The following is a 25,178-nucleotide window of genomic DNA, read 5'->3' on the forward strand; positions in this document are numbered from 1 at the left end:
ATCAGGCCAAAGTGCCGAGTTTTTTATGCCTGGGATTTGGGTATTGGCCCCTATACGGATAAGAAACTCACATCTTTGCATTCCAAAAAATAATCTAAAAATCTTTATAAAAACAAGAAATTGTCCTTTACAGGCATCCTGTTTCGGCACTATCTTCTGATTCAGGCCGCCGCAGCGGCCAGCGTCGCTCGGACGGTTCCGGGCGCTTACGTCAGTTGAGGAAACCATGTCCAATCCTGGTTCGCCGCGCCGTTTCGCGCGCATCGATCGTCTCCCGCCCTACGTCTTCAACATCACTGCCGAACTCAAGATGGCTGCCCGTCGCCGTGGCGAAGACATCATCGACCTGAGCATGGGCAACCCCGATGGGGCGACACCCGCGCACATCGTCGAAAAGCTGGTGCAGGTCGCTCAGCGCGATGACACCCATGGTTATTCCACCTCGCGCGGCATTCCTCGCCTGCGCCGCGCTATCTCCAACTGGTACAAGGCGCGCTACGAGGTCGACATCGACCCGGAAAGCGAAGCCATCGTCACCATCGGCTCGAAAGAGGGCCTGGCGCACCTGATGCTCGGCACCCTCGATCACGGTGATACCGTGCTGGTGCCCAACCCAAGCTATCCCATCCACATCTACGGCGCAGTGATCGCCGGCGCCCAGGTGCGTTCCGTGCCGCTGGTGCCAGGTGTGGACTTCTTCAACGAGCTGGAGCGGGCGATTCGCGAGTCGATCCCCAAGCCGAAGATGATGATTCTTGGCTTCCCGTCGAACCCCACGGCCCAATGCGTGGAGCTGGACTTCTTCGAGCGCGTGGTGGCCCTGGCCAAGCAATACGATGTACTGGTGGTGCACGATCTGGCTTATGCCGACATCGTCTACGACGGCTGGAAGGCGCCATCGATCATGCAGGTGCCGGGTGCCAAGGACATTGCGGTGGAGTTCTTCACCCTGTCCAAGAGCTACAACATGGCCGGCTGGCGCATCGGTTTCATGGTCGGTAACCCCGAGCTGGTCAGCGCCCTGGCGCGGATCAAGAGCTACCACGACTACGGCACCTTCACCCCGCTACAGGTGGCGGCCATTGCCGCGTTGGAAGGGGACCAGCAATGTGTGCGCGACATCGCCGAGCAGTACCGCCAGCGCCGCAATCTGCTGGTCAAGGGCCTGCATGAGCTGGGCTGGATGGTCGAGAACCCGAAGGCGTCGATGTACGTGTGGGCCAAGATCCCGGAGCACTATGCACACTTGGGTTCTCTGGAGTTCGCCAAGAAGCTGCTGGCCGAAGCTAAGGTCTGCGTGTCGCCGGGTATCGGTTTTGGTGACTATGGCGACGACCACGTGCGCTTTGCCCTGATCGAGAACCAAGATCGCATTCGCCAGGCCATTCGCGGGATTCGCCAGATGTTCCGGGCCGATGGGCTGACCCAGAAGTAACGCCCCGCCCACGCCCGCTTCGGCGGGCGCGGACGGGCGGATCAACGGCAAACTATTTTTGCATCACCCCTCTTCTCAGCCGACCTGGCTTAGATTACAAATGGCGCGCGGGCTGAGCCCCGATAACAACAACCTTCCCTCCGTGCCATCATGTCCGAATATAACCCTTGCCTTGACTGCGGCGCCTGCTGCGGGTACTTCCGTGTGTCCTTCTTCTGGGGCGAATGCCAGTCTGCCGGCGGTGTCGTGCCCGATGACTTGGTGGTGCAGATTAATCCCTCCCGTGTTGCCATGATCGGCACCGACGCCAAGCCATGCCGCTGTGTCAGCCTACAGGGCGAAATCGGTACCCAGGTGGCGTGCACCATTTACGCCAACCGCTCCAGCCCCTGCCGCGAGTTTCAAGCATCGTGGGAGGGTGGCCTGCATAACCCTAGTTGCGATGATGCGCGGGCCGCTTACGGGTTGCCGCCACTGACACCACCTGGGGCCAACGAGCCGCACTGGCCGGATGAAGGCGCGGAGGTGGCCTGAGCAACTTCCCAACTGCCGCGCCTGAGGGTGTTGGCCGATAGGGGGCTGCGCAGTCAAGGTCGAGCGCCGCTAGCGCGGCGTTCGATGGCCGCCTTGCCGTAAAGCCAAGACATACACCGCCAGCCCCACATGACGTTAAACTGTCATCTCCCCAGCAATGGACAGGAGATCCGGTGTGACCCCACCCCGCAGCTTCCCCAGTGACCTCTGCCTTGACAGCCCGCGCCTGCAATTGCGGCCGATGCGCCATGCCGATGCCGCGCAATGGCTGAAAATCATGGCCGACCCAGAGGTCATGCGCTACTGGCACCACGCCCCCTGGCAAGATTTGGCCGAAGCTGAAAGTGCCCTGGCGGCAGACCGCGAGGCCTATGCCAATGGCGAGCAACTCAAGCTGGGCATGTACCGTCGCGATACCGGTGAACTGATCGGCATGGTCCAACTGTTCAACATCGACGATGGCTCGCGCCGAGGCGAAATCGGCTATTGCCTTGCCAGCGCAGTGCAGGGCAGGGGTTACATGGACGAGGCATTGACCTGCTTCATCGACTACATCGCCCACACCCTGCACATGCGCCGCCTCGAGGGCGAGATCGACCCGCGCAATCAAGGCTCGGCCCGCACCCTCGAACGCCAGGGTTTCGTGCTGGAAGGGACGCTGCGGGCACGCTGGTGCGTGAACGGCGAGCTTACCGACTCGGGAATCTATGGCCTGCTGCTCGAACCGCCGGTCGCATGAACATATCCCGCTTGCCTGGGTGGTACTTGACGCTGAGCCTGGCCCTGTACCTGCTGAGCCTGGCCTTCGACGGAGCCCAGATGAGCGCAGGCCGGCACATGCCTGCCCTGCAGATGTTCCTGTATGGCCCTTGGGGCGTACCTTTTGGCATGTTTCAGTGGTTTGCCAACCCGCTGTTCGGGTTGGCCATTCTCTGCCATCGGCGCCTGCGCCGGCTGGCTTTGCTATTGGGGTTGGCGGCGCTGTATCTGGCGGCCAGCAGCTTTGCCATTGAGCGTCTGCCGGATAACATCAGCTATGCATTTTCCGAGCGCATCGGTTTCGGCGCCGGTTTCTACCTTTGGTTGGCAGCTATGGTGGTGTTCAGTGCAGGCCAGGCCTGGCAGTGCGCAGTGGCGCGCAGCCGCAACGAGGTACCGGCCTGGAACTGGTTGGATGTCACCCTGATCGCGGCGCTGGCCGTGGCCGCTTATGCGGCCACGCAGATGCCTTCTTTGCAATTCGAGCCGGGCAAGGTGCTGATGCCGCCAGAGCCTGTGCAAACCCTATGAAAGGATTTGCCATGAACCCACGCTATCTGCTGCTACTGGCCTTTTTTGCACCCGTGGCACTGGGCGATGAAAATACACCGGCCTACAGCAAGTGCATGGACAACGCCTCCAGTACAGTGGCCATGAGCCGTTGCATCCAGGCCCAGACCCAGCTTCAGGATCAGCGACTGAACCGGGTATACAAACAACTCGCCAGCAAGCTTGAAAGCGGCCCGCAGAAGCAGCTGCGCGATGTCCAGCGCCAGTGGATCGCTTTTCGTGACAGCAACTGTGCCTTCCATGTGCAAGCCAGTGGCGGCACGCTGGCGCAACTGGAAGGTGGCATGTGCGTACTGAACATGACCCGCGAGCGCGCCGCAGAGCTCGAAAGGGTGCTCAGCCCCGGGCAATGAGCCGTGCGGCGCGGGCCTTGAGGTACTCGCGCACTTCACCGGCCGCCCCGGCAAACTCGATCCGCTCGGCCTTGGCCTCACGTTGGTAGGCATACATCGGGTCGTAGTATTCCTTGAGCAAGCCTTCGATCCAGCCACGGTGCAAGTCCACTGCGCCGCTGCGCAATTGCTCATCCAGCGCTTGATGCAGCATCGTGGATAAACGCTGAAAGCGCTCACCGCCCAGGCGCTTGTGGATATTGGCCATGCTCTGTTGCATGCGTTGGGCATACAGGTGGCGGCCTTGATCCTGCCCGTGCACGTCGACGAATTCGGCGCACAGGTTGACCACGTAATCGCGAAGGATACGCTGCACTCGCTGTTCGAAGCTGTCCTCAAGCCACACCAGAGGGTAGTGCTGCATGCCCAGGTAGAGCGCTAGCGGTACCGTGCAACTGCCCACGATGCGGCCTTCGTCTTCGAGCACGAACTGTTCGATACCCCGCGCGCGTTTTTTCAGCACATCGATGGCGAGTTTGTTCTCGAAGTCGATCTGCGCCGGCTGCGCGGTGGCGCGTTTGCCAAAGCTGGAGCCGCGGTGGTTGGCGTGGCCTTCAAGGTCGAGCACGTTGTCGAGCTGCTGCAGCACATCGGTCTTACCGGTGCCGGTAAGGCCGCCGACGAGTACGAAATCGCATTGCTCTACGGCCTGATCGGTGGTTTGCAGCAAAAAGCTGCGCATCGCCTTGTAGCCACCCTTGATGCGCGGGTAGTCGATGCCCGCTTCTTCGCGCAGCCATTGCTGCACGATCAGCGAGCGCAGGCCACCGCGGGCGCAGTACAGGTAGCCATCAGGGTGGGCCTTGGCGAAACTGGCCCAGGCATGCAACCGCTCGCGTTTGGTCGCGCCGCTGACCAGCTGATGGCCAAGGGTGATGGCTGCGGCCTGGCCCTGTTGTTTGTAGCAGGTGCCGACCTTCTGCCGTTCCTGGTCGGTCATCAGTGGCAAGTTGACGGTGCCGGGGAAGGCGCCTTTGGCGAATTCGATCGGCGCGCGCATGTCCATCATCGGTGCGTCGTCGAGAAACAGTTGGCGAAAGTCGGTGCAGTCGTGGCGCATCAATTCACCTCGACCGCGTGGCTCTGTCGTTCGACCAGCAGGCCGATCGGTGCCAAATCCAGGCCCAGCTCGTGGGCCACTGCCAGAAATTGCGCCTCGCTTTCTGGGGCGACGGCAACCAGCAGGCCACCGCTGGTTTGCGGATCGCACAGCAGGTGCTTCTGCGCGTCGCTCAGTGCGCCAAGCTTGTGCCCGTAGCTGTCGAAGTTGCGCAGGGTGCCACCAGGGATGCAGCCCTCGGCCAGGTAATGGTCGACACTCGGCAGGCGAGGCACGGCAGCGTAGTCCAGCTGAGCGGTCAGGCCGCTGCCCTCGGCCAGTTCGACCAAGTGGCCGAGCAGACCGAAGCCGGTCACATCGGTCATTGCCTTGACTGCTTCGAGTTTGCCGAAGCGGCTGCCTGGGGTGTTGAGCGTACACATCCAATCGCGGGCCAAGCCTTGATCCTGCGCACGCAGCTTGGCCTTTTTCTCGGCGGTGGTGAGGATGCCGATGCCCAGTGGTTTGGTCAGGTAAAGGCGGCAGCCGGCGGTGGCGGTATCGTTGCGCTTGAGGTGGCGCCTGCTCACCACGCCCGTCACGGCCAGGCCGAAGATCGGTTCAGGGGCGTCGATGGAATGGCCGCCGGCCAATGGGATGCCAGCCTCGGCGCACACGGCGCGGCCGCCACGGATGACTTCGCGGGCAACTTCGGGCGGCAGTACGTTGACCGGCCAGCCGAGGATGGCGATGGCCATCAGCGGGTCACCGCCCATGGCGTAGATATCGCTAATGGCATTGGTGGCGGCAATGCGGCCGAAATCGTAAGGGTCATCGACGATTGGCATGAAGAAGTCGGTGGTCGATACCACCCCGCGCTCATCGTCCAGGGCATAGACGGCGGCGTCGTCACGTGAGGCGTTACCGACCCACAGCTTCGGGTCCAGTGCCTGGACGCCGCTTTCGGCGAGGATCACATCCAGCACCTTGGGGGAAATCTTGCAGCCGCAGCCAGCGCCATGGCTGTACTGGGTCAGGCGAATTGGCTCGCTCACGTGTACCTCGAAAAGGGCAGTTTAGTGCGCCGATTGTAGCAAAGCTGGCCTTTACGACCGTGGCTCTTATACTTGCCACGGTCGGCGCGGATGCCGGCCTTTGTCAGCAACCGTCCTGGAGAACTCTCATGCTCAAACGCCCCCTGGCGCTCGCCGCCGGCTTCGTGTTGTCCTGCTGCGCCGTAGCCGCCCAGGCCGCCGACACCCTACGGGTCAGCGCCATCCCCGACGAGGCGCCGACCGAGCTGCTGCGCAAGTTCAAGCCGTTGGGCGAGTATCTGTCCAAGCAACTGGGCATGGACGTGAAGTTCGTACCGGTGGCTGACTACCCGGCAGTGGTCGAGTCACTGGCCAGCGACCGCCTGGACATGGCCTGGCTGGGCGGCTTCACATTCGTCCAGGTCCACCTGAAAGACCCGACCGCCACACCGCTGGTACAGCGTGAGCAGGATGCGCAGTTCACGTCCAAGTTCATCACCGCTAACCCGGACGTCAAAAGCCTGGCCGACCTCAAAGGCAAGTCGTTCGCCTTCGGCTCGATCTCTTCCACCTCGGGCAGCCTGATGCCGCGTTACTTCATGCTCAAGCAGGACAACATCAAGCCTGAGAACTATTTCAGCCGTGTGGCCTATTCCGGTGCCCATGACGCCACCGTTGCCTGGGTGCAGGCTGGCAAAGTCGATGGCGGGGTGCTCAATGCCAGCGTGTGGCAAAAGCTGGTCGATGCCGGCAAGGTCGATACCAGCAAGGTCAAGGTCTTCGCTACCACGCCGACCTACTATGACTACAACTGGACCGTGCGCGGCAACATGGACCCTGCGCTGAAAGCGAAGATCAAGCAGGCGTTTCTCGACCTTGACCCTGCCAAGCCGGAGGACAAAGCCATTCTCGACTTGCAGGCAGCCAGCCGCTTCATCGAAACCAACCCTGACAACTATGCCGGCACCGAACAAGCTGCACGTGAGGCCGGCCTGCTCAAGTGACTATTCATGTGCAGGGCGCCAGCCTGCGCCATGGCCAGGTGCGCGCGCTTGATGCGGTCGATTTGCGAATCGCCAAGGGCGAGCGGGTGGCGATCATCGGGCCTTCGGGCGCTGGCAAGTCCAGCCTGCTGCACCTGATGGCCACCGCTGTGCAGCCCACAGGCGGGCACCTGGAACTGTTCGGTGAACAGCCCTGGGCGATGCCTGCCAGGGCTCGCCAGCGCCTGCGTGGGCGTATTGGCTTGGTGCATCAGGCGCCGCCGCTGCCACCGCGCCAACGTGTGGTGACCGCCGTGCTGGCGGGGCGCCTGGGGCAATGGGGGCTGCTGCGTGGCTTGTTCAATCTGTTATACCCCACGGATCTGCCGGGTGCCCGTCAAGCGCTGGCCGAGCTGGGCCTGGCCGACAAATTGTTTGTGCAGTGCGGGCAGTTGTCCGGGGGCCAGTTGCAGCGAGTGGGCATTGCCCGAGCGTTATACCAGCGCCCGCAGCTGCTGTTGACCGACGAGCCGGTCTCGGCCATGGACCCGGTACTGGCTGACCACAGCCTGGCCTTGCTCAACCGCCATGCCCTGGCCAATGACGTGACCCTGGTGGCCAGCCTGCATTCGGTGGACTTGGCGTTGGCGCATTTTCCGCGGGTAATCGGTATTCGTGAGGGGCAGGTCGCGTTCGATTGCCCGGCCGAGGCAGTCACCCAGCAGTTGCTGGATGCGCTCTACGCCAACGAGCAGCTGGGCTCACCCGTACAACCCCAAGAATCGGCGCTGACGGTGCAGATTCCGCGATGCTGAGCGCCGATACTCGCGACCCGGCTGCATTACCCCGGTTGCTGGTGACCCTGCTGGTGTTGGCCGTGCTTTGGCCTGGCCTGCAACTGAGCGAGATCAACCCAGGGGTGTTGCTGCAGGCAGAAAACCGTCAGCAAATCGCCAGTTTCACCCGCGCTTTCTGGCCCCCGGCGCACAGTGCTGATTTTCTCGAGTTGCTATACCAGTCCACCTTGCAGACCCTTGCCGTGGCGACTGCCGGCATGGCCTTGGCCTTGCTGCTGGCAGTTCCCTGTAGCCTGCTGGCCAGCCGTGCGCTATCGCTGCGCGCTGCGTCACGCGGGGGCCGTGCGGGGCTGTGGTCGCGGCTGGTGCGCCTGCCTGTGCGCAGCTTGCTGATTTTTCTGCGCAGCGTGCCGGAGATCGTCTGGGCGTTGCTGTTCGTGCGGGCCGTGGGCCTTGGGCCTACGGCGGGGGTATTGGCGATCGCCATTACTTACAGCGGCATGTTGGGCAAAGTCTATGCAGAGATCTTCGAGTCGGTGGACCAGCGCCCGGCCCATGCTTTGCTACAGGGCGGCAGTGGTCGGTTGGCGGCGTTCTGTTACGGCATCTTGCCCAACGCCTCGGCAGAGGTGGTGTCCTATACCGTGTACCGCTGGGAGTGCGCCGTGCGCGCATCGGTGGTGATGGGCTTTGTCGGTGCAGGTGGCCTGGGGCAGCAGATCGACCTGTCGATGCGCATGTTCGCAGGCGGTGAGGTGGCGAGTATGTTGCTGGCGTTCCTCGGCCTGGTGCTGCTGGCGGACCTGCTCAGTCGCTTCCTGCGTGGGCGGCTGGCATGAGCCGGGTCGTGAATCTATTGGTGCTCGCCGCGATTGTGGCGGCAGTGGCAGCGTCGTTCGGCTACCTGGACCTGGACCTGCATGCGTTGGTGGGCGATGGCGGGCTCGGGCAGATGGGCGCATACGCTGCGCGCTTTATGCATCCGGATTTTTCCGGCGAACACCTGCGGGCAGTCGGGCGTGGTGCGCTGGAAACCCTGGCCATGTCGGGGATGGGCACCTTGCTGGCAATGCTGCTGGGCCTGTTGCTGGCCCTGCCGGCAGCGGGCCGTTTCGGCTGGCCGCTGCAATCCGTTGCGCGGCTGCTGCTCAATGCGCTGCGGGCGATTCCCGAACTGGTATGGGCGGCCTTGACGGTGCTGGCGGCGGGGCTAGGGCCCAACGCTGGCACCTTGGCTTTGGCGCTCCACACTACAGGGGTGCTGGGGCGACTGTTCGCCGAGGCACTGGAGAACGCACCGGCGGCACCCGCTGCGGCCATTCGCCTGCAGGGTAGCGGGCAGGTAGCGGCGTTCTGCTTTGGCACGTTGCCCAATTTGTGGCCGCAGTTACTGGCATACAGCCTTTACCGCTGGGAAAACAACATTCGCATGGCCAGCGTTTTGGGCTTCGTCGGCGCTGGGGGGCTGGGGCAGATGCTCTACACCACCCTGAGCCTGTTCCAGGAAGCCCAGGCCAGCACGGTGATCATGGCCATGTTGCTGCTGGTGCTGCTGGTCGATGCCTTGAGTGATGTGCTACGCCAGCGCTACGTGCGGGCTTGAGCGGGCTCAAGTCATGAAACCAACTCGCCACAGTGTGCTTCACGTTGCATCGACTCCAGGTTGCGCTCGATGGTCTCGCAGATGCTATCCATCTGGATCTGATGCTCGCTGGAGCGGAACGGGCTCTGCAGGTCGGTCCCGATTCGTTCGATGGCCAGCAGCATGAAGCCCACCACCGTCGATGCCAGCGGTGTGAACCAACCCAATGACTCCACCAGCCCCACCGGTACGATCAAGCAGAACAGGGTGATAAACAACCGCGGAAAATACACGTAAGGGTACGGCAATGGGGTATTGGCGATGCGCTCCATGCCGCCCTGGGCGTTGGACAGGTCAACCAGTGTCGATTCAAGGCGCGCCAGGCGGATGCTGTCGAGTCGGCCGGCTTGGTATTCCCGGGCCAGTAACCCTGCCGAGCCGCTGAGGATGTCGTTGGCGAAGTTGTTGGAGCGGTTGCGCCGTTCGAACTCACCCGGCGGGATGAATGCCATCAGCTCCTCTGGGCAGGCCTGCCCTTTGAGGTGCGAAGCCAGGCAGTTCACGTAGGCGATATGCCGACGCAGCAGCGTGGCTTTGACCGGGTTCGGGCTGCCGTCGGGGTCATCGATCAGCGTCAAGGTCTGGCGTGCGAAACTGCGCGAGCTGTTCACCAGCGCACCCCACAACGTCCGCGCTTCCCACCAGCGGTTATAGGCACTGCTGTTGCGAAAGCTCACCAGCACCACCAGCGCCGAACCCAGCAAGGTCAGCGGGATCAGTGGCAGGGTGAACTTGCTGTCGAGAAACAGCATGAAGTCGATGGTGACCAACACGTCCCACACCAGTAGCCAGACCAGCGACCAGCCGATGTAGCCGAAGGTCTTGACGATCAAGCGGTATTTGCGGGCGATGACGTCTTTCACGGGGCTGTCTCGAAAAGCCAGAGATGCAGGATGTGACGTCATTCGATGGCGTTGGTTCTGGGGGCAGGGCGCCACGCTGTTACTGAACGTGTTGTTTCATTTGGCCTAACCCCCGTGGCGTATCAAGGCTTATTCGCCACCGCGACAAAGCCTTTGATGGCCGCAGGCGCGCCCTGGGGCTTGCTCCTGTGAGCCAGATACTGGAAACGGCGCCATTCCTTGTCGATTTCGCTGTAGGACATGAAAACGCTGATCCGTTGCTTGTCGGCAAGGTCTGGCCGAGTGCGGGCATCTATCTGGTCTTTGGCGATGTACGCCACATTCATCCCGACCACATTGCCGTCGTCGGCGAACACCGGCCCACCGGACATGCCTTTGGTGATCGGGCCATCATGCACCGAGTAGAAGACGCTGCCTGGCGTACCGCTCAGACGCACCAGCGAGGCGAGGGTATGGCCTTTGCCCTGTACCGGCATCATCAAACTGTTGAAGCCGACCGCCGTCACCGATTCGCCTGGGACGAACTGGCGCCATTGGGGCACTTTATTGGCCTTGTGCTTGAAGAACACCACATCGCCCAACCCTTCGTGGACCACATTGCGAAGGAAAGGGGTGTGCTTGGCAGTGACGGCGTACTCTTCATTCCACTGGATGGCGGTCGCCATCAGCAGCATCGGCAGGGGGGCACCAGAGGTAACGACAAAAGCCTGATCGTAGACAGGATCGGAAACGTAAGCGGTCGGCATTCCATTGCACCCACTCAGCAGCGTCATTGCTGCTAGCCAAGGTGCGGTTTTGTTCATGGGGCACGCAGTAGTGGTGGATAAAGGCGCGACTATGGCTAAGTGCCACTACTGAGGCAATACTTTTGGCATATAACCGACGAATGACAGCTTATGGCCATTATCGGTGACCTGGCCAATTGATTGCTTGGATGCGCGGCGTGGGCGAGGTCAGCAGGTTGGCGCCAAAAGTGGCACGGGTGGGACCGAACGGCAGGCGAAAAAAAACCGACCCGAGGGTCGGTTTTTTCCGGATTTTGGTGCCCCGAGGGAGACTCGAACTCCCACTCCTTTCGAAAACGGATTTTGAATCCGCCGCGTCTACCAATTCCGCCATCAGGGCGTGTGGCGCGCAGTATAGAGACATGCCTTTGGTCGGTCAATCGGCTTTCATGGTCTATTTTCACACATTGGGCTAAACTTCCCGGCCCTGTCGAACCCGAACATCATCATGCGCGTCGCCGATTTTTCCTTCGAACTCCCTGATTCCCTGATCGCCCGCCATCCTCTGGCCGAGCGCCATGGCAGCCGTTTGCTGGTCCTCGATGGGCCGAGCGGTACGCTGGCACACAAGCAATTCCCGGATCTGCTCGACTATCTGCAGCCTGGTGACCTGATGGTGTTCAACAACACCCGGGTGATCCCGGCGCGGCTATTTGGGCAGAAAGCCTCCGGCGGCAAGCTGGAAGTGCTGGTCGAGCGCGTGCTCGACAGTCACCGAGTGCTGGCCCATGTGCGTGCCAGCAAGGCGCCCAAAGAGGGTGCGGTGATTCTCGTCGACGGTGGGGGCGAGGCCGAGATGGTCGCCCGCCACGATACGTTGTTCGAACTGCGCTTTACCGAAGAGGTGTTGCCGCTGCTCGATCGGGTCGGTCACATGCCGCTGCCGCCCTACATCGACCGCCCGGACGAAGGCGCGGATCGTGAGCGTTACCAGACTGTCTACGCCGAACGCGCCGGGGCCGTCGCAGCGCCAACTGCCGGCCTGCACTTCGATCAGGCGCTGCTGGAAAAGATCGCCGCCAAGGGCGTGGAGCGCGCGTTCGTCACGCTGCACGTGGGCGCAGGCACCTTCCAGCCGGTGCGCGTCGACAAGATCGAAGACCACCATATGCATAAAGAATGGCTCGAAGTGAGCCAGGATGTGGTCGACGCCATCGAGGCCTGCCGCGCCCGTGGCGGCCGTGTGATCGCTGTCGGCACCACCAGCGTGCGTTCGCTGGAAAGCGCGGCGCGCGACGGTGTGCTCAAGGCGTTCAGCGGCGACACCGACATCTTCATCTACCCAGGCCGCCCCTTCCATGTTGTCGATTGCCTGGTCACCAACTTCCACCTGCCGGAGTCCACGCTGCTGATGCTGGTCTCGGCCTTCGCCGGTTACCCCGAGACCATGGCTGCCTACGCGGCAGCGGTGGACAACGGTTACCGCTTCTTCAGTTACGGTGATGCCATGTTCATCACCCGCAATCCGGCGCCACGCGGCCCAGAGGATCAAGCATGAGTCGCACCTGTCGAATGTCGTTCGAACTGCTGGCTACCGACGGCAAGGCCCGTCGTGGCCGGTTGACCTTCCCCCGTGGCACGGTCGAAACCCCAGCCTTCATGCCAGTGGGTACCTATGGCACGGTCAAGGGCATGCTACCGCGTGACATCGAGGCCATCGGTGCCGAGATCATTCTGGGCAACACCTTCCACCTGTGGCTGCGCCCAGGCACCGAGGTGATCAAGAAGCACAACGGCCTGCACGACTTCATGCAATGGAAAGGCCCTATCCTGACCGACTCTGGCGGCTTCCAGGTGTTCAGCCTGGGTGCCATGCGCAAGATCAAGGAAGAGGGTGTAACCTTCGCCTCGCCGGTCGATGGCTCCAAAGTGTTCATGGGCCCGGAAGAGTCGATGCAGGTCCAGCGCGATCTGGGCTCGGACATCGTCATGATTTTCGACGAGTGCACGCCGTACCCGGCCGAGCATGATGTGGCGCGCACCTCCATGGAGCTGTCGCTGCGCTGGGCTCAGCGCTCGAAGAATGCTCATGGCGACAACACTGCCGCACTGTTTGGCATCGTCCAGGGCGGCATGTATCAGGACCTGCGCATGCGCTCGCTCGAAGCGCTGGAAAACATCGGCTTCGACGGCCTGGCCATCGGCGGGCTGTCGGTGGGCGAGCCCAAGCACGAAATGATCAAGGTGCTGGACTACCTGCCAGATCAGATGCCCGCTGACAAACCTCGTTACCTTATGGGAGTAGGCAAACCTGAAGATCTGGTTGAGGGTGTGCGCCGCGGCGTCGACATGTTCGACTGCGTGATGCCTACGCGCAATGCGCGCAACGGCCACCTGTTCGTCGATACAGGGGTGATCAAGATCCGTAACGCGTTCCATCGCCATGATGATTCGCCACTGGATCCGACCTGTGATTGCTACACCTGCACCAACTTCTCCCGTGCCTACCTCCATCATCTGGACAAGTGCGGCGAAATGCTGAGCAGCATGCTGAATACCATCCACAACTTGCGCCATTACCAGCGCTTGATGGCCGGTTTACGCGAGGCTATTCAACAGGGTAAATTGGCCGCCTTCGTCGACGCCTTCTACGCCAAGCGCGGGCTTGCTGTGCCGCCTTTGGCCTGACTGTTCGCAATTATTATTCGAAAATTACATTAGGAGTGCCCAATGAGCTTCTTGATCCCCGCCGCATACGCGGACGCTGCAGCACCCGCCGCTGGCCCCGCCGGTACCGGTTTCGAGTGGATTTTCCTGGTTGGTTTCCTGGTCATCTTCTACCTGATGATCTGGCGTCCACAGGCCAAGCGTGCCAAAGAGCAGAAGAACCTGCTGAGCAACTTGCAAAAGGGTGACGAAGTTGTCACCAACGGCGGCATCGCCGGCAAGATCGTCAAGGTTTCCGATGACTTCGTGGTACTGGAAGTTTCCGATACCGTCGAACTGAAGTTCCAGAAGGGTGCCATCGCGGCCACCCTGCCAAAAGGTACGCTCAAAGCTATCTGAGTTACCGGTTTCATTTTTCCAGTCGGGGCGCGCAAAGCGCCCCGCGTCTTGAACGGGCGGCGTGATGCTGAACAAATACCCTCTGTGGAAATACGCACTGATCCTGGTGGTACTGGCGATCGGTTTCATTTATTCCGCTCCCAACCTCTACCCGGACGATCCGGCGGTGCAGATCAGTGGTGCCAGCTCGGCGCTGCAGGTCAAGCAGGCCGACCTCGATCGCGTCAGCAAGGCGCTGAGCGATGCTGGCATCACCGTCAAGGGTGCCAGCCTGGGTGAGAAGGGCAGTGGGCTGATTCGCCTGAACAACCAGGAAGATCAACTGCCAGCCAAGGATGTTGTGCGCAAGGCGCTGGGCGATGACTACGTCGTGGCCTTGAACCTGGCTCAAACGACGCCGCAGTGGCTGCGTAACCTGGGCGCAAGCCCGATGAAGCTGGGCCTGGACCTGTCCGGTGGTGTGCACTTCCTGCTGGAAGTGGACATGGACAAGGCCATGACTGCCCGCATGAAAGTCTACGAAGGCGAGGTCAAGACCTTGCTGCGTAAAGAGCGCGTTCGCTACCGCAGCCTGCCGCCGCAAGATGGCGCTGTGATGCTGGGCTTCGCTGACGACGCCACCCGCGAACAGGCACGTGCCCTGATCCGCAAGAATTTCAATGATTTCGACCTGACCACCACCGAGCGCAATGACCTGGCGGTGCTGCGTCTGGCGCTGACCCAGGCGAAAGTCGCCGAGATCCGCGAGTACTCGATCAAGCAGAACCTCACCACCGTGCGCAATCGTGTGAACGAGCTGGGTGTGGCCGAGCCGCTGGTACAGCGTCAGGGTGCCAACCGCATCGTGGTCGAGCTGCCGGGCGTTCAGGACACTGCCGAAGCCAAGCGCATCCTCGGCAAGACCGCCAACCTGGAGTTCCGCTTTGGCGCCGAGCCTGGTGCTTCCAAGGCTACTACCGAGGTCTTCGAGTTCCGCGAAGGCAACCGCTCCGCTGCTGTGGAGCGTGGCCTGATCATCACGGGTGACCAGGTGACCGATGCCCAGGCGAGCTTCGACGAGCATGGTCGCCCACAGGTGAACATCCGTCTGGACGGTCACGGTGGCGAGCTGATGAGCCGCGCAACCCGCAGCAATGTGGGCCGCAGCATGGCGGTGATCTTCATCGAGCAGAAGCCGGTCACACGCTATGTCAAGCAGACCGTCGACGGCGTCGAGAAGGACGTTGCCGTTCAGAGCTTCCAGGAAGAGAAGAAGATCATCAGCCTGGCAACCATTCAGTCGCCACTGGGCAGCCAATTCCGTATCACCGGCCTCAATGGCCAGGGTGAGTCGTCGGAACTGGCCCTGCTGCTGCGTGCCGGTGGTCTGGCGGCGCCGATGTACTTCGCTGAGGAACGCACCATCGGCCCTAGCCTGGGTGCGGACAACATCACCAAGGGTATCGATGCGTCGCTGTGGGGGATGCTGTTCGTCTCGCTGTTCATCATCGCCATCTACCGCGGATTCGGTGTGCTGGCAACCATCGCCCTGGCAGGCAACATGGTGCTGTTGCTGGCGTTGATGTCGTTGCTCGGGGCCACGCTGACCCTGCCGGGTATCGCCGGTATCGTGTTGACGATGGGTATGGCGGTGGATGCCAACGTGCTGATCTTCTCGCGTATTCGCGAGGAGCTGGCAGCGGGCATGTCGGTGCAGCGGGCCATTCACGAAGGCTTCAACCGTGCTTACTCGGCGATTGTCGATGCCAACCTGACTACCCTGCTGGTGGGTGGCATTCTGTTCGCCATGGGTACCGGGCCAGTCAAAGGCTTCGCCGTCACCATGTCCCTCGGGATTTTCACATCGATGTTCACTGCCGTGATGGTAACTCGCGCCTTGGTCAACCTGACCTGCGGCGGGCGTGACATCAAGAAGCTGTGGGTTTGAGGGAGCTACGATGAAAACCATCAATTTCATGGGCGTGCGCAATGTCGCGTTCGGCATTACCGTGCTCCTCACCGTACTGGCGTTATTCAGCTGGTGGCAGAAGGGCCTGAACTTCGGCCTGGACTTCACCGGCGGTACGCTGATCGAGCTGACCTACGAGCGCCCGGCTGACCTGAAGGCGGTGCGCGCCGAGCTGGTCGACTCCGGCTTCCACGAGGCTGTGGTGCAGAGCTTTGGCGCCACCACCGACCTGCTGGTGCGTATGCCGGGCGATGACCCGCAGTTGGGTAACAAAGTGGCAGCTGCGCTACAGAAGATCGGTGGCGACAACCCAGCGACCATCAAGCGAGTCGAGTTCGTCGGCCCGCAGGTAGGTGAAGAGCTGCGCGATCAGGGTGGCCTCGGCATGCTGCTGGCCTTGGGCGGTATCCTCATCTACCTGGCATTCCGCTTCCAATGGAAGTTCGCCGTGGGTGCGATCATCTCGTTGATTCACGACGTGGTGGTCACCCTGGGCATTCTGTCGTTCTTCCAGATCACCTTCGACCTGACGGTACTGGCAGCGGTACTTGCCATCATCGGCTATTCGCTCAACGACACCATCGTGGTCTTCGACCGGGTGCGTGAAAACTTCCGTGTGATGCGCAAAGCGTCGTTGATCGAGAACATCAACGTCTCGACCACCCAGACCTTACTGCGCACCGTGGCAACCTCGGTCTCGACCTTGCTGGCCATCGCTGCGCTGCTGTTCTTTGGGGGCGATAACCTGTTCGGCTTCTCGCTGGCGCTGTTCATCGGCGTCATGGCAGGTACCTATTCATCGATCTACATCGCCAACGTGGTGCTGATCTGGCTGAACTTGAATAGCGAAGACCTGATTCCACCAGCGAAAACCGACGGTGTGGATGATCGTCCCTGACGATTAGTCTTACGCCGTTCGGCGACCCCAAAGGCGCGAGTGTTGAACTCGCGCCTTTTTTTTTGCTCCAAGGCAGGGAGAAAGCAGGTTGACTCCTGCAGGTACAACAGGAGGTTCATGTGAACAAATCAATGCTGGTAGGCGCTGTACTGGGTGCTGTCGGTGTAACCGCCGGAGGTGCTGTGGCCACCTACAGCTTGGTGAACAAAGGGCCTGAATATGCCCAGGTCACCGATGTGCAACCGATCAAGCAACAGATCAAGACACCGCGTGAGGTGTGCAAAGACGTGACCGTCACGCGCCAAGCGCCGGTCAAGGATCAGCACCAGATTGCTGGTACTGTGGTCGGTGCGCTCGCCGGTGGACTGCTGGGTAACCAGATTGGCGGCGGCACTGGCAAGAAGATCGCCACCGTGGCAGGTGCTGTCGGTGGTGGTTATGCGGGGAACAAGGTGCAGGAAGGCATGCAGCAGCGTGACACCTATACCACCACCCAAACGCGCTGCAACACCGTGCATGACGTCAGCGACAAGGTAGTCGGGTATAACGTCAAATACACGCTTGGCGACAAGGCGGGGCAGGTGAAGATGGATCACGAACCAGGCTCGACCATTCCTGTGGACAAGAATGGCAAGCTGATTCTCAGTGAAGCTGGGCAGTGACGGTCCTATTTGCGCTGGCCCCTGCAGCCTAAGCTTTGAGGTCTGCGTCGCGCTAGTTGGCCTCGGTTGACCTTTGATTGCGCTACCAATCTTCAGGCAAAAAGAAAGCACCCCATGGGGTGCTTTCTTTATGGCCGGCAATTGGCGCTTAGCGCTTCATGTGCTCTGGCAGGTGTGGCTGGATAGCGGTGAGTACGGCCTTGAAGCACTTGATGTTGCCCGCAACGATGTGGCCTTTGTCGAGGAAATCGTGGCCACCGTTGAAGTCGCTCACCAAGCCGCCGGCTTCCTGGATCAGCAACACGCCTGCTGCCATGTCCCACTCGGACAGGCCCGACTCCCAGAAGGCGTCGAAGCGGCCAGCGGCCACGTAGGCCAGGTCCAGTGCGGCGGAGCCTGCGCGGCGGATACCGGCAGTTTGGCCGGTCAGGGCGCGGAACATGCCCAGGTAGTTGTCCATGTCAGCCATTTGGTTGTCACGGAATGGGAAGCCGGTGCCCAGCAGGGCGCCTTCGAGGCTGGTGCGCGAGCTGACGCGCAGGCGGCGGCCATTGAGCTGGGCGCCACGGCCGCGGCTGGCGGTGAATTCTTCCTGGCGTACTGGGTCGACGACCACGGCGTGCTCGAGGCGGCCGCGGTATTTGCAGGCGATGCTGACAGCAAAGTGCGGAATGCCACGCAGGAAGTTGGTGGTGCCGTCCAGCGGGTCGATGACCCACAGGTAGTCCTTGCCTTCTTCGCCGGTGCCGGCGTGCAGGCCGGTTTCTTCACCTTGAATGGAGTGGTTCGGGTAGGCCTTGCGCAGGGCATTGACGATGCTCTGCTCGGCGGCGCGATCCACTTCGGAGACGTAGTCCTTGGCCTCTTTCTCGTCGACCTTGATGCTATCCAGGCGTTCGATGGAGCGGAAAATCAGTTCACTGGCGCTGCGAGCGGCGCGCAGGGCGATATTCAGCATAGGCTGCATGGGCGGGTCACCTGGAGATGTTAAAGAATAAAGCCGGACATTCTAGCAGAAAAGTTTGGCGGCAGAAGTGTCACATTTGCTTTCTTGGCGTTACGCTGGTCGGTTCTGTAAGATCGTTTCCCCCCAAACCTGCATCTGTGAGCACAACACCTTGCTGCAAAATATTCGTGTTGTTCTGGTCAATACCAGCCACCCCGGCAACATCGGCGGCGCTGCGCGTGCCATGAAAAACATGGGCTTGTCGCGTTTGGTGCTGGTGCAGCCAAAAGATTTTCCAGCTGATGAAGCCAGCGCGCGAGCTTCCGGAGCTGACGACATCCTGGCCAATGCCCAGGTGGTCGACAGCCTTGAGGATGCGCTGGTCGGTTGCAGCCTGGTCATGGGCACCAGCGCCCGGGAGCGGAGTATCCCCTGGCCGCTGATCGATCCGCGCGAGTGCGCGGTCAAGGCAGTGGAGCATTCCATGGCGGGTGAGTCCATCGCCCTGGTGTTCGGGCGTGAGCATGCCGGCCTGACCAACGACGAACTGCAGCGATGTCACTTCCATGTGCATATTCCCTCCAATCCAGACTTCAGCTCGTTGAACCTCGCTGCAGCGGTCCAGGTGCTTGCCTACGAGGTACGCATGGCCTGGCTGGGGGCCGAGGGCGGGGCCTTGAGCATCGAGAAGGCTGACGCCGGCGCTAGGCGCGGCAACGAACTGGCGACCATGGACGAAATGGAGCTGTTCTACGAACACCTGGAAAAAACCCTGGTGGACATCGGCTTCCTCGACCCGGCCAAGCCCAAACACCTGATGCCGCGCTTGCGCCGGTTGTATGGGCGTAGTTCGGTCGAGCGTACGGAAATAAGCATTTTGCGCGGCATCCTCACCGAGACCCAGAAAGTGGTCCGGGGCGAGCCGCATAAACGGAAGGACTGACAGATGTTCGAACGTCTGCGTGAAGATATCCAAAGCGTATTTCATCGTGATCCTGCAGCGCGCAACGCTTTCGAGGTGCTGACTTGCTACCCCGGCATGCATGCCATTTGGCTGCACCGCTTGGGTAATGCCCTGTGGAAGCGTGATTTCAAGTGGTTGGCACGCCTGGTGTCCAACTTCGGCCGCTGGCTGACCGGTATCGAAATCCATCCGGGCGCAACCATCGGTCGACGCTTCTTCATCGACCACGGCATGGGTATCGTCATCGGCGAAACCGCCGAAATCGGCGACGATGTCACGCTCTACCAGGGGGTGACCCTTGGTGGCACCAGCTGGAACAAAGGCAAGCGCCATCCAACCCTGGAGAACGGTGTGGTGGTAGGCGCAGGTGCCAAGGTGCTGGGCCCGTTCACCGTCGGGGCGGGCGCCAAGATTGGCTCCAACGCGGTGGTGACCAAGGCGGTGCCGGCCGGTGCAACGGCGGTGGGTATCCCTGGGCGGATCATCGTCAAGAGCGAGGACAGCGACATCGAGGCGCGGCGCAAGGCCATGGCCGAGAAAATCGGCTTCGATGCCTACGGCGTCAGCGGCGACATGCCGGACCCGGTGGCTCGCGCCATTGGCCAGATGCTCGACCATCTGCAGGCCGTCGACGAGCGCCTCGAAGGCATGTGCGGGGCCCTGACCAAAATGGGCAGCGACTATTGTGCCAAAGAGCTGCCCAAGCTCCCTGAAGACGACTTCATCCAACAAACCCAGGCCGCTGAGCGCGACACTCAGTCGCATTGATCGCGCCGCGTCCGCGCGGCTCTGACACATGGGGCGTGTGCTCGCGCCCCGTTGCTGCTACAATCGCGCCCGCCCTCCAGATGCAAGCCCGACTAAAGCACTAGGTCTAATAGTTGACTTAAATGCTCGGGAATCGCATACTTGCACACATCCCGTAACTCCCGTGGTACCCATTAGCCATGCGACTGACTACTAAAGGCCGATACGCCGTCACTGCCATGCTCGACCTGGCACTGCACGCGCAGCATGGGCCTGTGTCTTTGGCCGACATTTCCGAGCGCCAGGGCATTTCCCTTTCTTATCTGGAACAGCTGTTCGCCAAGCTGCGCCGCAGCAGCCTCGTTTCCAGCGTTCGCGGCCCTGGCGGCGGTTATCAGCTGTCGCGCGGCATGGAAACCATCCAGGTGGCCCAGGTCATCGATGCGGTCAACGAATCGGTCGATGCCACCCGTTGCCAGGGGCTTGGGGATTGCCATGCCGGTGACACCTGCCTGACCCACCACCTGTGGTGCGACCTCAGCCAGCAGATTCACGAATTCCTCAGCGGCATCAGCCTGGCCGACCTTGTCATGCGCCGTGAGGTGCAGGAAGTCGCTCAGCGCCAGGACCTGCGGCGAGTCGCAGGCCGTACCGCCCAGCTGGACAAGATTGAGACGTCTGCCGTCGACTGACCATTAGCCGCGACGAGCGACGCCACCGCCTGATAGGAGATACCCATGAAGTTGCCGATCTACCTCGATTATTCCGCTACCACGCCGGTCGACCCGCGTGTTGCCCAGAAAATGGCCGATTGCCTGCTGGTCGACGGCAACTTCGGTAACCCGGCTTCGCGTTCCCACGTGTTCGGCTGGAAGGCCGAAGAAGCGGTTGAGAACGGCCGTCGTCAGGTCGCCGAGCTGATCAATGCCGACCCGCGCGAAATCGTCTGGACCAGCGGTGCCACCGAGTCCGACAACCTCGCCATCAAAGGCGTGGCGCACTTCTATCAGAGCAAAGGCAAGCACATCATCACCTCCAAGATCGAGCACAAGGCGGTTCTGGACACCGCGCGCCAGCTCGAGCGTGAAGGTTTCGAAGTCACCTACCTGGAGCCGGGCGAAGACGGCATCATCACCCCGGCCATGGTCGAGGCGGTGCTGCGCGACGACACCATCCTGGTTTCGCTGATGCACGTGAACAACGAAGTCGGTTCGATCAATGATATTGCTGCCATCGGTGAACTGACCCGTTCGCGCGGCGTGCTGTTCCACGTCGACGCCGCTCAATCGGCCGGCAAGGTTGAAATCGACCTGCAGAAGCTGAAGGTCGACCTGATGTCGTTCTCCGCTCACAAGGCGTATGGCCCTAAAGGTATTGGCGCGCTGTACGTCAGCCGCAAGCCGCGGGTGCGTCTGGAAGCCATCATTCATGGTGGTGGCCATGAGCGCGGTATGCGTTCGGGCACGCTGCCAACCCACCAGATCGTCGGCATGGGCGAGGCGTTCGCCATCGCCAAGCAGGAAATGGCCGCCGAGAACGTGCGCATCAAGGCCCTGAGTGACCGTTTCTTCAAGCAGGTATCGGACCTTGAAGAGCTGTACGTCAACGGCAGCAAAACTGCACGCGTGCCGCACAATCTCAACCTGAGCTTCAACTATGTCGAGGGCGAGTCGCTGCTGATGTCGCTCAAGGACATCGCCGTATCCTCCGGTTCGGCCTGTACCTCCGCTTCGCTCGAGCCGTCCTATGTGCTGCGCGCGCTGGGCCGCAACGATGAGTTGGCGCACAGCTCGATCCGCTTCTCCTTCGGCCGCTTCACAACCGAGGAAGAAGTCGACTACGCCGCGCAGAAAGTCTGCGAGGCCGTTAACAAACTCCGTGAGTTGTCGCCGCTTTGGGACATGTACAAAGACGGCGTCGACATCTCCAAGATCGAGTGGGCCGCCCACTAAGCAGTCGCCGGCAAGAGCGGCTCCCTGATGAGGAAGGAATTGCACCATGGCATATAGTGAAAAGGTCATCGACCACTACGAAAACCCACGTAACGTCGGCAAGATGAATGCCGAGGACCCAGATGTCGGCACCGGCATGGTCGGCGCCCCGGCGTGCGGTGACGTGATGCGTCTGCAAATCAAGGTCAACGAGCAAGGCATCATCGAAGACGCCAAGTTCAAGACCTACGGCTGCGGTTCGGCCATCGCTTCCAGCTCTCTGGCCACCGAATGGATGAAGGGCAAAACGCTGGACGAAGCCGAAACCATCAAGAACACCCAGTTGGCGGAAGAGCTGGCGTTGCCGCCAGTGAAGATCCACTGCTCGGTACTCGCCGAAGATGCCATCAAGGCAGCCGTTCGCGACTACAAGCAGAAGAAAGGCTTGATCTAAGCCCGCCCGCAAGACTCAAGGAGTTCCGATGGCTATCAGCATGACAGAAGCCGCCGCCAACCACATTCGCCGTTCCCTCGATGGGCGTGGCAAAGGTGAGGGCATTCGCCTGGGCGTGCGCACCACCGGCTGCTCGGGCCTGGCCTACGTGCTGGAGTTCGTCGACGAGCTGGCCGCCGAAGACCAGGTGTTCGAGAACCACGGCGTCAAGGTGATCATTGATCCCAAGAGCCTGGTCTACTTGGACGGTACCGAGCTGGACTTCGTCAAGGAAGGTTTGAACGAAGGCTTCAAGTTCAACAATCCCAACGTGCGCGGTGAGTGTGGCTGCGGCGAAAGCTTCAACGTTTGAGGCTGGCCGTGGGTACTCCTTGTCACTTCGCTCTGTTCGACCTCCAGCCCTGCTTCCGTCTGGACCTCGATAAACTGGCCGTTCGCTATCGCGAACTGGCACGTGAGGTCCACCCGGATCGCTTCGCTGACGCCTCCGAGCGCGAGCAGCGGGCGGCGCTGGAAAAGTCTGCGGCCCTCAATGATGCCTATCAGACGCTGCGCAGCGCGCCGCGCCGTGCCCGTTACCTGCTGGCCATCGGTGGCCACGAAGTGCCCCAGGAGGTCACGGTCCACGACCCTGATTTTCTGATGCAGCAAATGCAGTGGCGCGAAGAGCTGGAAGAGCTGCAGGATGAAGCCGACCTCGACGGCGTGGCTGTGTTCAAGAAGCGCCTGAAGGCTGCTCAGGACACGCTGAACGAGGATTTCGCCGCCTGCTGGGATGTGCCTGCCGAGCGCGACAAGGCCGAGCGCCTGATGCGCCGCATGCAATTCCTGGACAAGCTCGCCCAAGAAGTGCGCCAACTCGAAGAGCGCCTCGACGACTAACCCGGTGGCGCCCGTGGCGACACCTAAGGTATTCAGATAAGCATGGCCCTACTGCAGATCGCCGAACCCGGTCAAAGCCCTCAGCCGCACCAGCGCCGCCTGGCGGTGGGTATCGACCTGGGTACCACCAATTCTCTGGTCGCTGCCGTGCGCAGCGGTCGCAGCGAGCCCCTGCCTGATGCGCAGGGCAACGTCATTCTGCCGTCAGCAGTGCGTTACCTGGCCGACCACAATGAAGTTGGCCTGGCAGCGCGTGAAGCGGCTTCCAGCGACCCGCTGAACACCGTGCTGTCGGTCAAGCGCCTGATGGGGCGAGGCCTGGCAGATGTAAAACAGCTCGGCGAGCAGCTGCCTTATCGCTTTGTCGGCGGCGAGTCGCACATGCCGTTCATCGACACTGTGCAGGGCCCGAAAAGCCCGGTTGAAGTCTCCGCCGACATTCTCAAGGTGCTGCGCGAGCGCGCCGAAGCCACCCTTGGCGGTGAGCTGGTGGGTGCAGTGATCACCGTGCCTGCCTATTTCGACGATGCCCAGCGCCAAGCCACCAAGGATGCTGCCCGTCTGGCTGGCCTTAACGTACTGCGCCTGCTCAACGAGCCAACTGCCGCTGCCGTGGCTTATGGGCTCGACCAGAATGCCGAGGGCCTGGTGGCCATTTATGATCTGGGTGGCGGTACTTTCGATATTTCCATCCTGCGCCTGACTGCGGGTGTATTCGAGGTGTTGGCCACAGGTGGCGATACGGCCCTGGGTGGCGACGATTTCGATCACGCCATCGCCGGCTGGATCATCGAGCAGGCGGGCCTCTCGGCCGACCTCGATCCGGCCACCCAACGCCAGCTGCTGCAAGCCGCGTGCGCTGCCAAAGAGGCCCTGACCGACGCCGATAGCGTCACTGTCAGCCATGGCGCCTGGCGCGGCGAGCTGAGCCGAGTGGCCTTCGAAGCCATGATCGAACCCCTGGTCGCCCGCAGCTTGAAAGCTTGCCGGCGCGCCGTGCGCGACAGCGGTGTCGAGCTGGACGAGGTGGGCGCCGTGGTCATGGTCGGTGGTTCGACCCGCGTGCCGCGAGTGCGTGAAGCCGTTGGTGCGCTGTTCGGGCGTACGCCGCTGACCTCCATCGACCCCGATCAGGTCGTCGCCATCGGCGCTGCCATTCAGGCCGACACCCTGGCCGGCAACCGCCGCGAAGGCGGCGAACTGCTGCTGCTCGATGTCATCCCGCTGTCACTTGGTCTCGAGACCATGGGCGGGCTGATGGAAAAGGTGATCCCGCGTAACACCACCATTCCAGTGGCGCGTGCCCAGGAATTCACCACCTATAAAGACGGCCAGTCGGCCATGATGATCCACGTGCTGCAGGGTGAGCGCGAGTTGATCAGCGACTGCCGCTCCCTGGCGCGCTTCGAGTTGCGCGGCATTCCGGCCATGGTCGCCGGCGCCGCGAAGATCCGCGTGACCTTCCAGGTCGACGCCGACGGCCTGCTCAGCGTGGCCGCCCGCGAACTGGGTTCGGGGGTTGAGGCCAGCATTCAGGTGAAGCCGTCCTACGGCCTGACCGACGGCGAGATCGCCCGCATGCTCAAGGATTCCTTCGAGCACGCAGGCTCCGACAAGCAGGCGCGCCAGTTGCGCGAGCACCAGGTCGACGGTGAGCGCCTGCTCGAAGCGGTGCAGGGCGCCCTGGATGCCGACGGTGAACGCTTGCTCAGCGAAGATGAGCGGGTGGCCATCGAGTACCAGATGCAAGAATTGCGTGATTTGCTCAACGGCACCGATGGCCCCGCCATCGAGCAGCAGACCAAGCGTCTGTCGCAGGTGACCGATGCTTTTGCCGCCCGTCGCCTTGATTCGACGGTCAAAGCCGCACTGGCCGGGCGCAACCTGAATGAGATCGAGGAGTAACC

General features: G+C 61.6%; 29 protein-coding genes and 1 tRNA gene. 23 read left to right on the forward strand and 7 right to left on the reverse strand.

The window, feature by feature from the left end; genetic code table 11:
• A partial coding sequence (locus tag ACK59H_RS14200; protein ID WP_409264575.1) for a hypothetical protein occupies positions 1 to 228 on the reverse strand: 228 nt, incomplete at its 3' end.
• Here ACK59H_RS14200 and alaC point away from each other — a divergent pair.
• From alaC to ACK59H_RS14225, 5 genes are all read left to right on the forward strand, one after another.
• Positions 227 to 1,435, forward strand: coding sequence for an alanine transaminase (gene alaC / locus ACK59H_RS14205; protein ID WP_060479393.1), 1,209 nt, complete (start codon positions 227 to 229; stop codon positions 1,433 to 1,435). The two genes, ACK59H_RS14200 and alaC, sit on opposite strands and share 2 nt — an antisense overlap.
• A 150-nt stretch (positions 1,436 to 1,585) precedes the next feature.
• On the forward strand, positions 1,586 to 1,969 hold the full coding sequence (locus ACK59H_RS14210) for a YkgJ family cysteine cluster protein (protein ID WP_060479394.1): 384 nt from the start codon (positions 1,586 to 1,588) through the stop codon (positions 1,967 to 1,969).
• A gap of 175 nt (positions 1,970 to 2,144) precedes the next feature.
• Positions 2,145 to 2,708: a GNAT family N-acetyltransferase gene (locus ACK59H_RS14215; RefSeq protein ID WP_060479395.1), complete on the forward strand. Its 564-nt coding sequence runs from the start codon at positions 2,145 to 2,147 to the stop codon at positions 2,706 to 2,708.
• Positions 2,709 to 2,719: 11 nt separating this feature from the next.
• On the forward strand, positions 2,720 to 3,259 hold the full coding sequence (locus tag ACK59H_RS14220) for a hypothetical protein (protein WP_060479430.1): 540 nt from the start codon (positions 2,720 to 2,722) through the stop codon (positions 3,257 to 3,259).
• A gap of 11 nt (positions 3,260 to 3,270) precedes the next feature.
• Positions 3,271 to 3,651 (forward strand): lysozyme inhibitor LprI family protein, encoded by a 381-nt coding sequence (locus ACK59H_RS14225; protein ID WP_060479396.1) that lies wholly within the window; start codon positions 3,271 to 3,273, stop codon positions 3,649 to 3,651.
• Here ACK59H_RS14225 and mnmH read toward each other — a convergent pair.
• Together mnmH and selD are read right to left on the reverse strand one after the other, a co-directional pair.
• Positions 3,635 to 4,750: a tRNA 2-selenouridine(34) synthase MnmH gene (gene mnmH / locus ACK59H_RS14230; protein WP_060479397.1), complete on the reverse strand. Its 1,116-nt coding sequence runs from the start codon at positions 4,748 to 4,750 to the stop codon at positions 3,635 to 3,637. The two genes, ACK59H_RS14225 and mnmH, sit on opposite strands and share 17 nt — an antisense overlap.
• Complete coding sequence (gene selD, locus ACK59H_RS14235; protein ID WP_409264576.1) at positions 4,750 to 5,784, reverse strand: selenide, water dikinase SelD; 1,035 nt, start codon at positions 5,782 to 5,784, stop codon at positions 4,750 to 4,752. The genes mnmH and selD overlap by 1 nt, the downstream gene beginning before the upstream one ends.
• A gap of 128 nt (positions 5,785 to 5,912) precedes the next feature.
• Between selD and ACK59H_RS14240 the strand changes: the two genes are divergently transcribed.
• Genes ACK59H_RS14240 through phnE form a run of 4 tightly spaced genes read left to right on the forward strand, consistent with a single transcriptional unit; the run spans position 5,913 to position 9,146 of the window.
• Complete coding sequence (locus ACK59H_RS14240) at positions 5,913 to 6,767, forward strand: putative selenate ABC transporter substrate-binding protein (protein ID WP_060479399.1); 855 nt, start codon at positions 5,913 to 5,915, stop codon at positions 6,765 to 6,767.
• Positions 6,764 to 7,561: a phosphonate ABC transporter ATP-binding protein gene (locus tag ACK59H_RS14245; RefSeq protein WP_060479400.1), complete on the forward strand. Its 798-nt coding sequence runs from the start codon at positions 6,764 to 6,766 to the stop codon at positions 7,559 to 7,561. The genes ACK59H_RS14240 and ACK59H_RS14245 overlap by 4 nt, the downstream gene beginning before the upstream one ends.
• Entirely contained in the window at positions 7,555 to 8,382 is an 828-nt protein-coding gene (locus tag ACK59H_RS14250; RefSeq protein WP_060479401.1) for an ABC transporter permease, read from the forward strand. Before ACK59H_RS14245 ends, ACK59H_RS14250 begins: the two co-directional genes overlap by 7 nt.
• Positions 8,379 to 9,146, forward strand: a complete 768-nt coding sequence (phnE, locus tag ACK59H_RS14255; RefSeq protein WP_060479402.1) for a phosphonate ABC transporter, permease protein PhnE — start codon at positions 8,379 to 8,381, stop codon at positions 9,144 to 9,146. The genes ACK59H_RS14250 and phnE overlap by 4 nt, the downstream gene beginning before the upstream one ends.
• An 11-nt stretch (positions 9,147 to 9,157) precedes the next feature.
• Here the strand turns inward: phnE and ACK59H_RS14260 are convergent, their stop codons facing one another.
• The 3 genes from ACK59H_RS14260 to ACK59H_RS14270 all read right to left on the reverse strand — a co-directional run bounded on the left by ACK59H_RS14260 (position 9,158) and on the right by ACK59H_RS14270 (position 11,173).
• Positions 9,158 to 10,048, reverse strand: a complete 891-nt coding sequence (locus ACK59H_RS14260) for a bestrophin family protein (RefSeq protein WP_060479403.1) — start codon at positions 10,046 to 10,048, stop codon at positions 9,158 to 9,160.
• A 122-nt stretch (positions 10,049 to 10,170) separates the two neighbouring features.
• The gene (locus tag ACK59H_RS14265; RefSeq protein ID WP_230849778.1) at positions 10,171 to 10,794 is read right to left on the reverse strand and encodes a trypsin-like peptidase domain-containing protein; all 624 of its coding nucleotides are present in this window, start codon (positions 10,792 to 10,794) and stop codon (positions 10,171 to 10,173) included.
• Between the two features lie 294 nt (positions 10,795 to 11,088).
• A tRNA-Leu gene (locus ACK59H_RS14270) sits at positions 11,089 to 11,173 on the reverse strand.
• A gap of 108 nt (positions 11,174 to 11,281) precedes the next feature.
• On the opposite strand from ACK59H_RS14270, the gene queA reads away from it, so the two are divergent.
• From queA to ACK59H_RS14300, 6 genes are all read left to right on the forward strand, one after another.
• Positions 11,282 to 12,331: a tRNA preQ1(34) S-adenosylmethionine ribosyltransferase-isomerase QueA gene (gene queA / locus ACK59H_RS14275; protein ID WP_060479405.1), complete on the forward strand. Its 1,050-nt coding sequence runs from the start codon at positions 11,282 to 11,284 to the stop codon at positions 12,329 to 12,331.
• 14 nt (positions 12,332 to 12,345) lie between these two features.
• Complete coding sequence (tgt, locus tag ACK59H_RS14280) at positions 12,346 to 13,461, forward strand: tRNA guanosine(34) transglycosylase Tgt (protein ID WP_409264579.1); 1,116 nt, start codon at positions 12,346 to 12,348, stop codon at positions 13,459 to 13,461.
• 42 nt (positions 13,462 to 13,503) lie between these two features.
• Positions 13,504 to 13,839: a preprotein translocase subunit YajC gene (yajC, locus tag ACK59H_RS14285; protein ID WP_008092587.1), complete on the forward strand. Its 336-nt coding sequence runs from the start codon at positions 13,504 to 13,506 to the stop codon at positions 13,837 to 13,839.
• Between the two features lie 64 nt (positions 13,840 to 13,903).
• Positions 13,904 to 15,766, forward strand: coding sequence for a protein translocase subunit SecD (gene secD, locus ACK59H_RS14290; RefSeq protein ID WP_060479407.1), 1,863 nt, complete (start codon positions 13,904 to 13,906; stop codon positions 15,764 to 15,766).
• Between the two features lie 10 nt (positions 15,767 to 15,776).
• Entirely contained in the window at positions 15,777 to 16,685 is a 909-nt protein-coding gene (gene secF / locus ACK59H_RS14295) for a protein translocase subunit SecF (protein ID WP_060479408.1), read from the forward strand.
• Between the two features lie 119 nt (positions 16,686 to 16,804).
• On the forward strand, positions 16,805 to 17,347 hold the full coding sequence (locus ACK59H_RS14300; RefSeq protein WP_060479409.1) for a glycine zipper 2TM domain-containing protein: 543 nt from the start codon (positions 16,805 to 16,807) through the stop codon (positions 17,345 to 17,347).
• A gap of 148 nt (positions 17,348 to 17,495) precedes the next feature.
• On the opposite strand, the gene suhB is transcribed toward ACK59H_RS14300, so the two are convergent.
• On the reverse strand, positions 17,496 to 18,314 hold the full coding sequence (gene suhB / locus ACK59H_RS14305; RefSeq protein ID WP_060479410.1) for an inositol-phosphate phosphatase: 819 nt from the start codon (positions 18,312 to 18,314) through the stop codon (positions 17,496 to 17,498).
• Positions 18,315 to 18,465: 151 nt separating this feature from the next.
• Here suhB and trmJ point away from each other — a divergent pair, with 151 nt between their 5' ends.
• The 8 genes from trmJ to hscA all read left to right on the forward strand — a co-directional run bounded on the left by trmJ (position 18,466) and on the right by hscA (position 25,176).
• Positions 18,466 to 19,236, forward strand: a complete 771-nt coding sequence (trmJ, locus tag ACK59H_RS14310) for a tRNA (cytosine(32)/uridine(32)-2'-O)-methyltransferase TrmJ (RefSeq protein WP_060479431.1) — start codon at positions 18,466 to 18,468, stop codon at positions 19,234 to 19,236.
• Positions 19,237 to 19,239: 3 nt separating this feature from the next.
• Positions 19,240 to 20,025, forward strand: a complete 786-nt coding sequence (gene cysE / locus ACK59H_RS14315) for a serine O-acetyltransferase (RefSeq protein ID WP_060479411.1) — start codon at positions 19,240 to 19,242, stop codon at positions 20,023 to 20,025.
• Positions 20,026 to 20,204: 179 nt separating this feature from the next.
• Complete coding sequence (gene iscR, locus ACK59H_RS14320; RefSeq protein WP_008092572.1) at positions 20,205 to 20,696, forward strand: Fe-S cluster assembly transcriptional regulator IscR; 492 nt, start codon at positions 20,205 to 20,207, stop codon at positions 20,694 to 20,696.
• A gap of 45 nt (positions 20,697 to 20,741) precedes the next feature.
• Positions 20,742 to 21,956 carry an IscS subfamily cysteine desulfurase gene (locus tag ACK59H_RS14325; RefSeq protein WP_060479412.1) on the forward strand — a complete coding sequence of 405 codons (1,215 nt, stop codon included), beginning with the start codon at positions 20,742 to 20,744 and terminating at the stop codon, positions 21,954 to 21,956.
• Between the two features lie 46 nt (positions 21,957 to 22,002).
• Positions 22,003 to 22,389 carry a Fe-S cluster assembly scaffold IscU gene (iscU, locus tag ACK59H_RS14330; protein ID WP_007929523.1) on the forward strand — a complete coding sequence of 129 codons (387 nt, stop codon included), beginning with the start codon at positions 22,003 to 22,005 and terminating at the stop codon, positions 22,387 to 22,389.
• Positions 22,390 to 22,417: 28 nt separating this feature from the next.
• Positions 22,418 to 22,741, forward strand: a complete 324-nt coding sequence (iscA, locus tag ACK59H_RS14335; RefSeq protein ID WP_023630636.1) for an iron-sulfur cluster assembly protein IscA — start codon at positions 22,418 to 22,420, stop codon at positions 22,739 to 22,741.
• An 8-nt stretch (positions 22,742 to 22,749) separates the two neighbouring features.
• Positions 22,750 to 23,271 (forward strand): co-chaperone HscB, encoded by a 522-nt coding sequence (hscB, locus tag ACK59H_RS14340; RefSeq protein ID WP_060479413.1) that lies wholly within the window; start codon positions 22,750 to 22,752, stop codon positions 23,269 to 23,271.
• A 42-nt stretch (positions 23,272 to 23,313) separates the two neighbouring features.
• A complete protein-coding gene (gene hscA / locus ACK59H_RS14345; protein WP_060479414.1) occupies positions 23,314 to 25,176 on the forward strand; it encodes a Fe-S protein assembly chaperone HscA in 1,863 nt (620 codons plus the stop codon).
• Positions 25,177 to 25,178: the final 2 nt, after the last annotated feature.

It is taken from the genome of Pseudomonas sp. KCJK9000 (genome assembly GCF_046230725.1).
In the GTDB taxonomy this organism is placed as follows: Bacteria; Pseudomonadota; Gammaproteobacteria; order Pseudomonadales; family Pseudomonadaceae; genus Aquipseudomonas; species Aquipseudomonas promysalinigenes.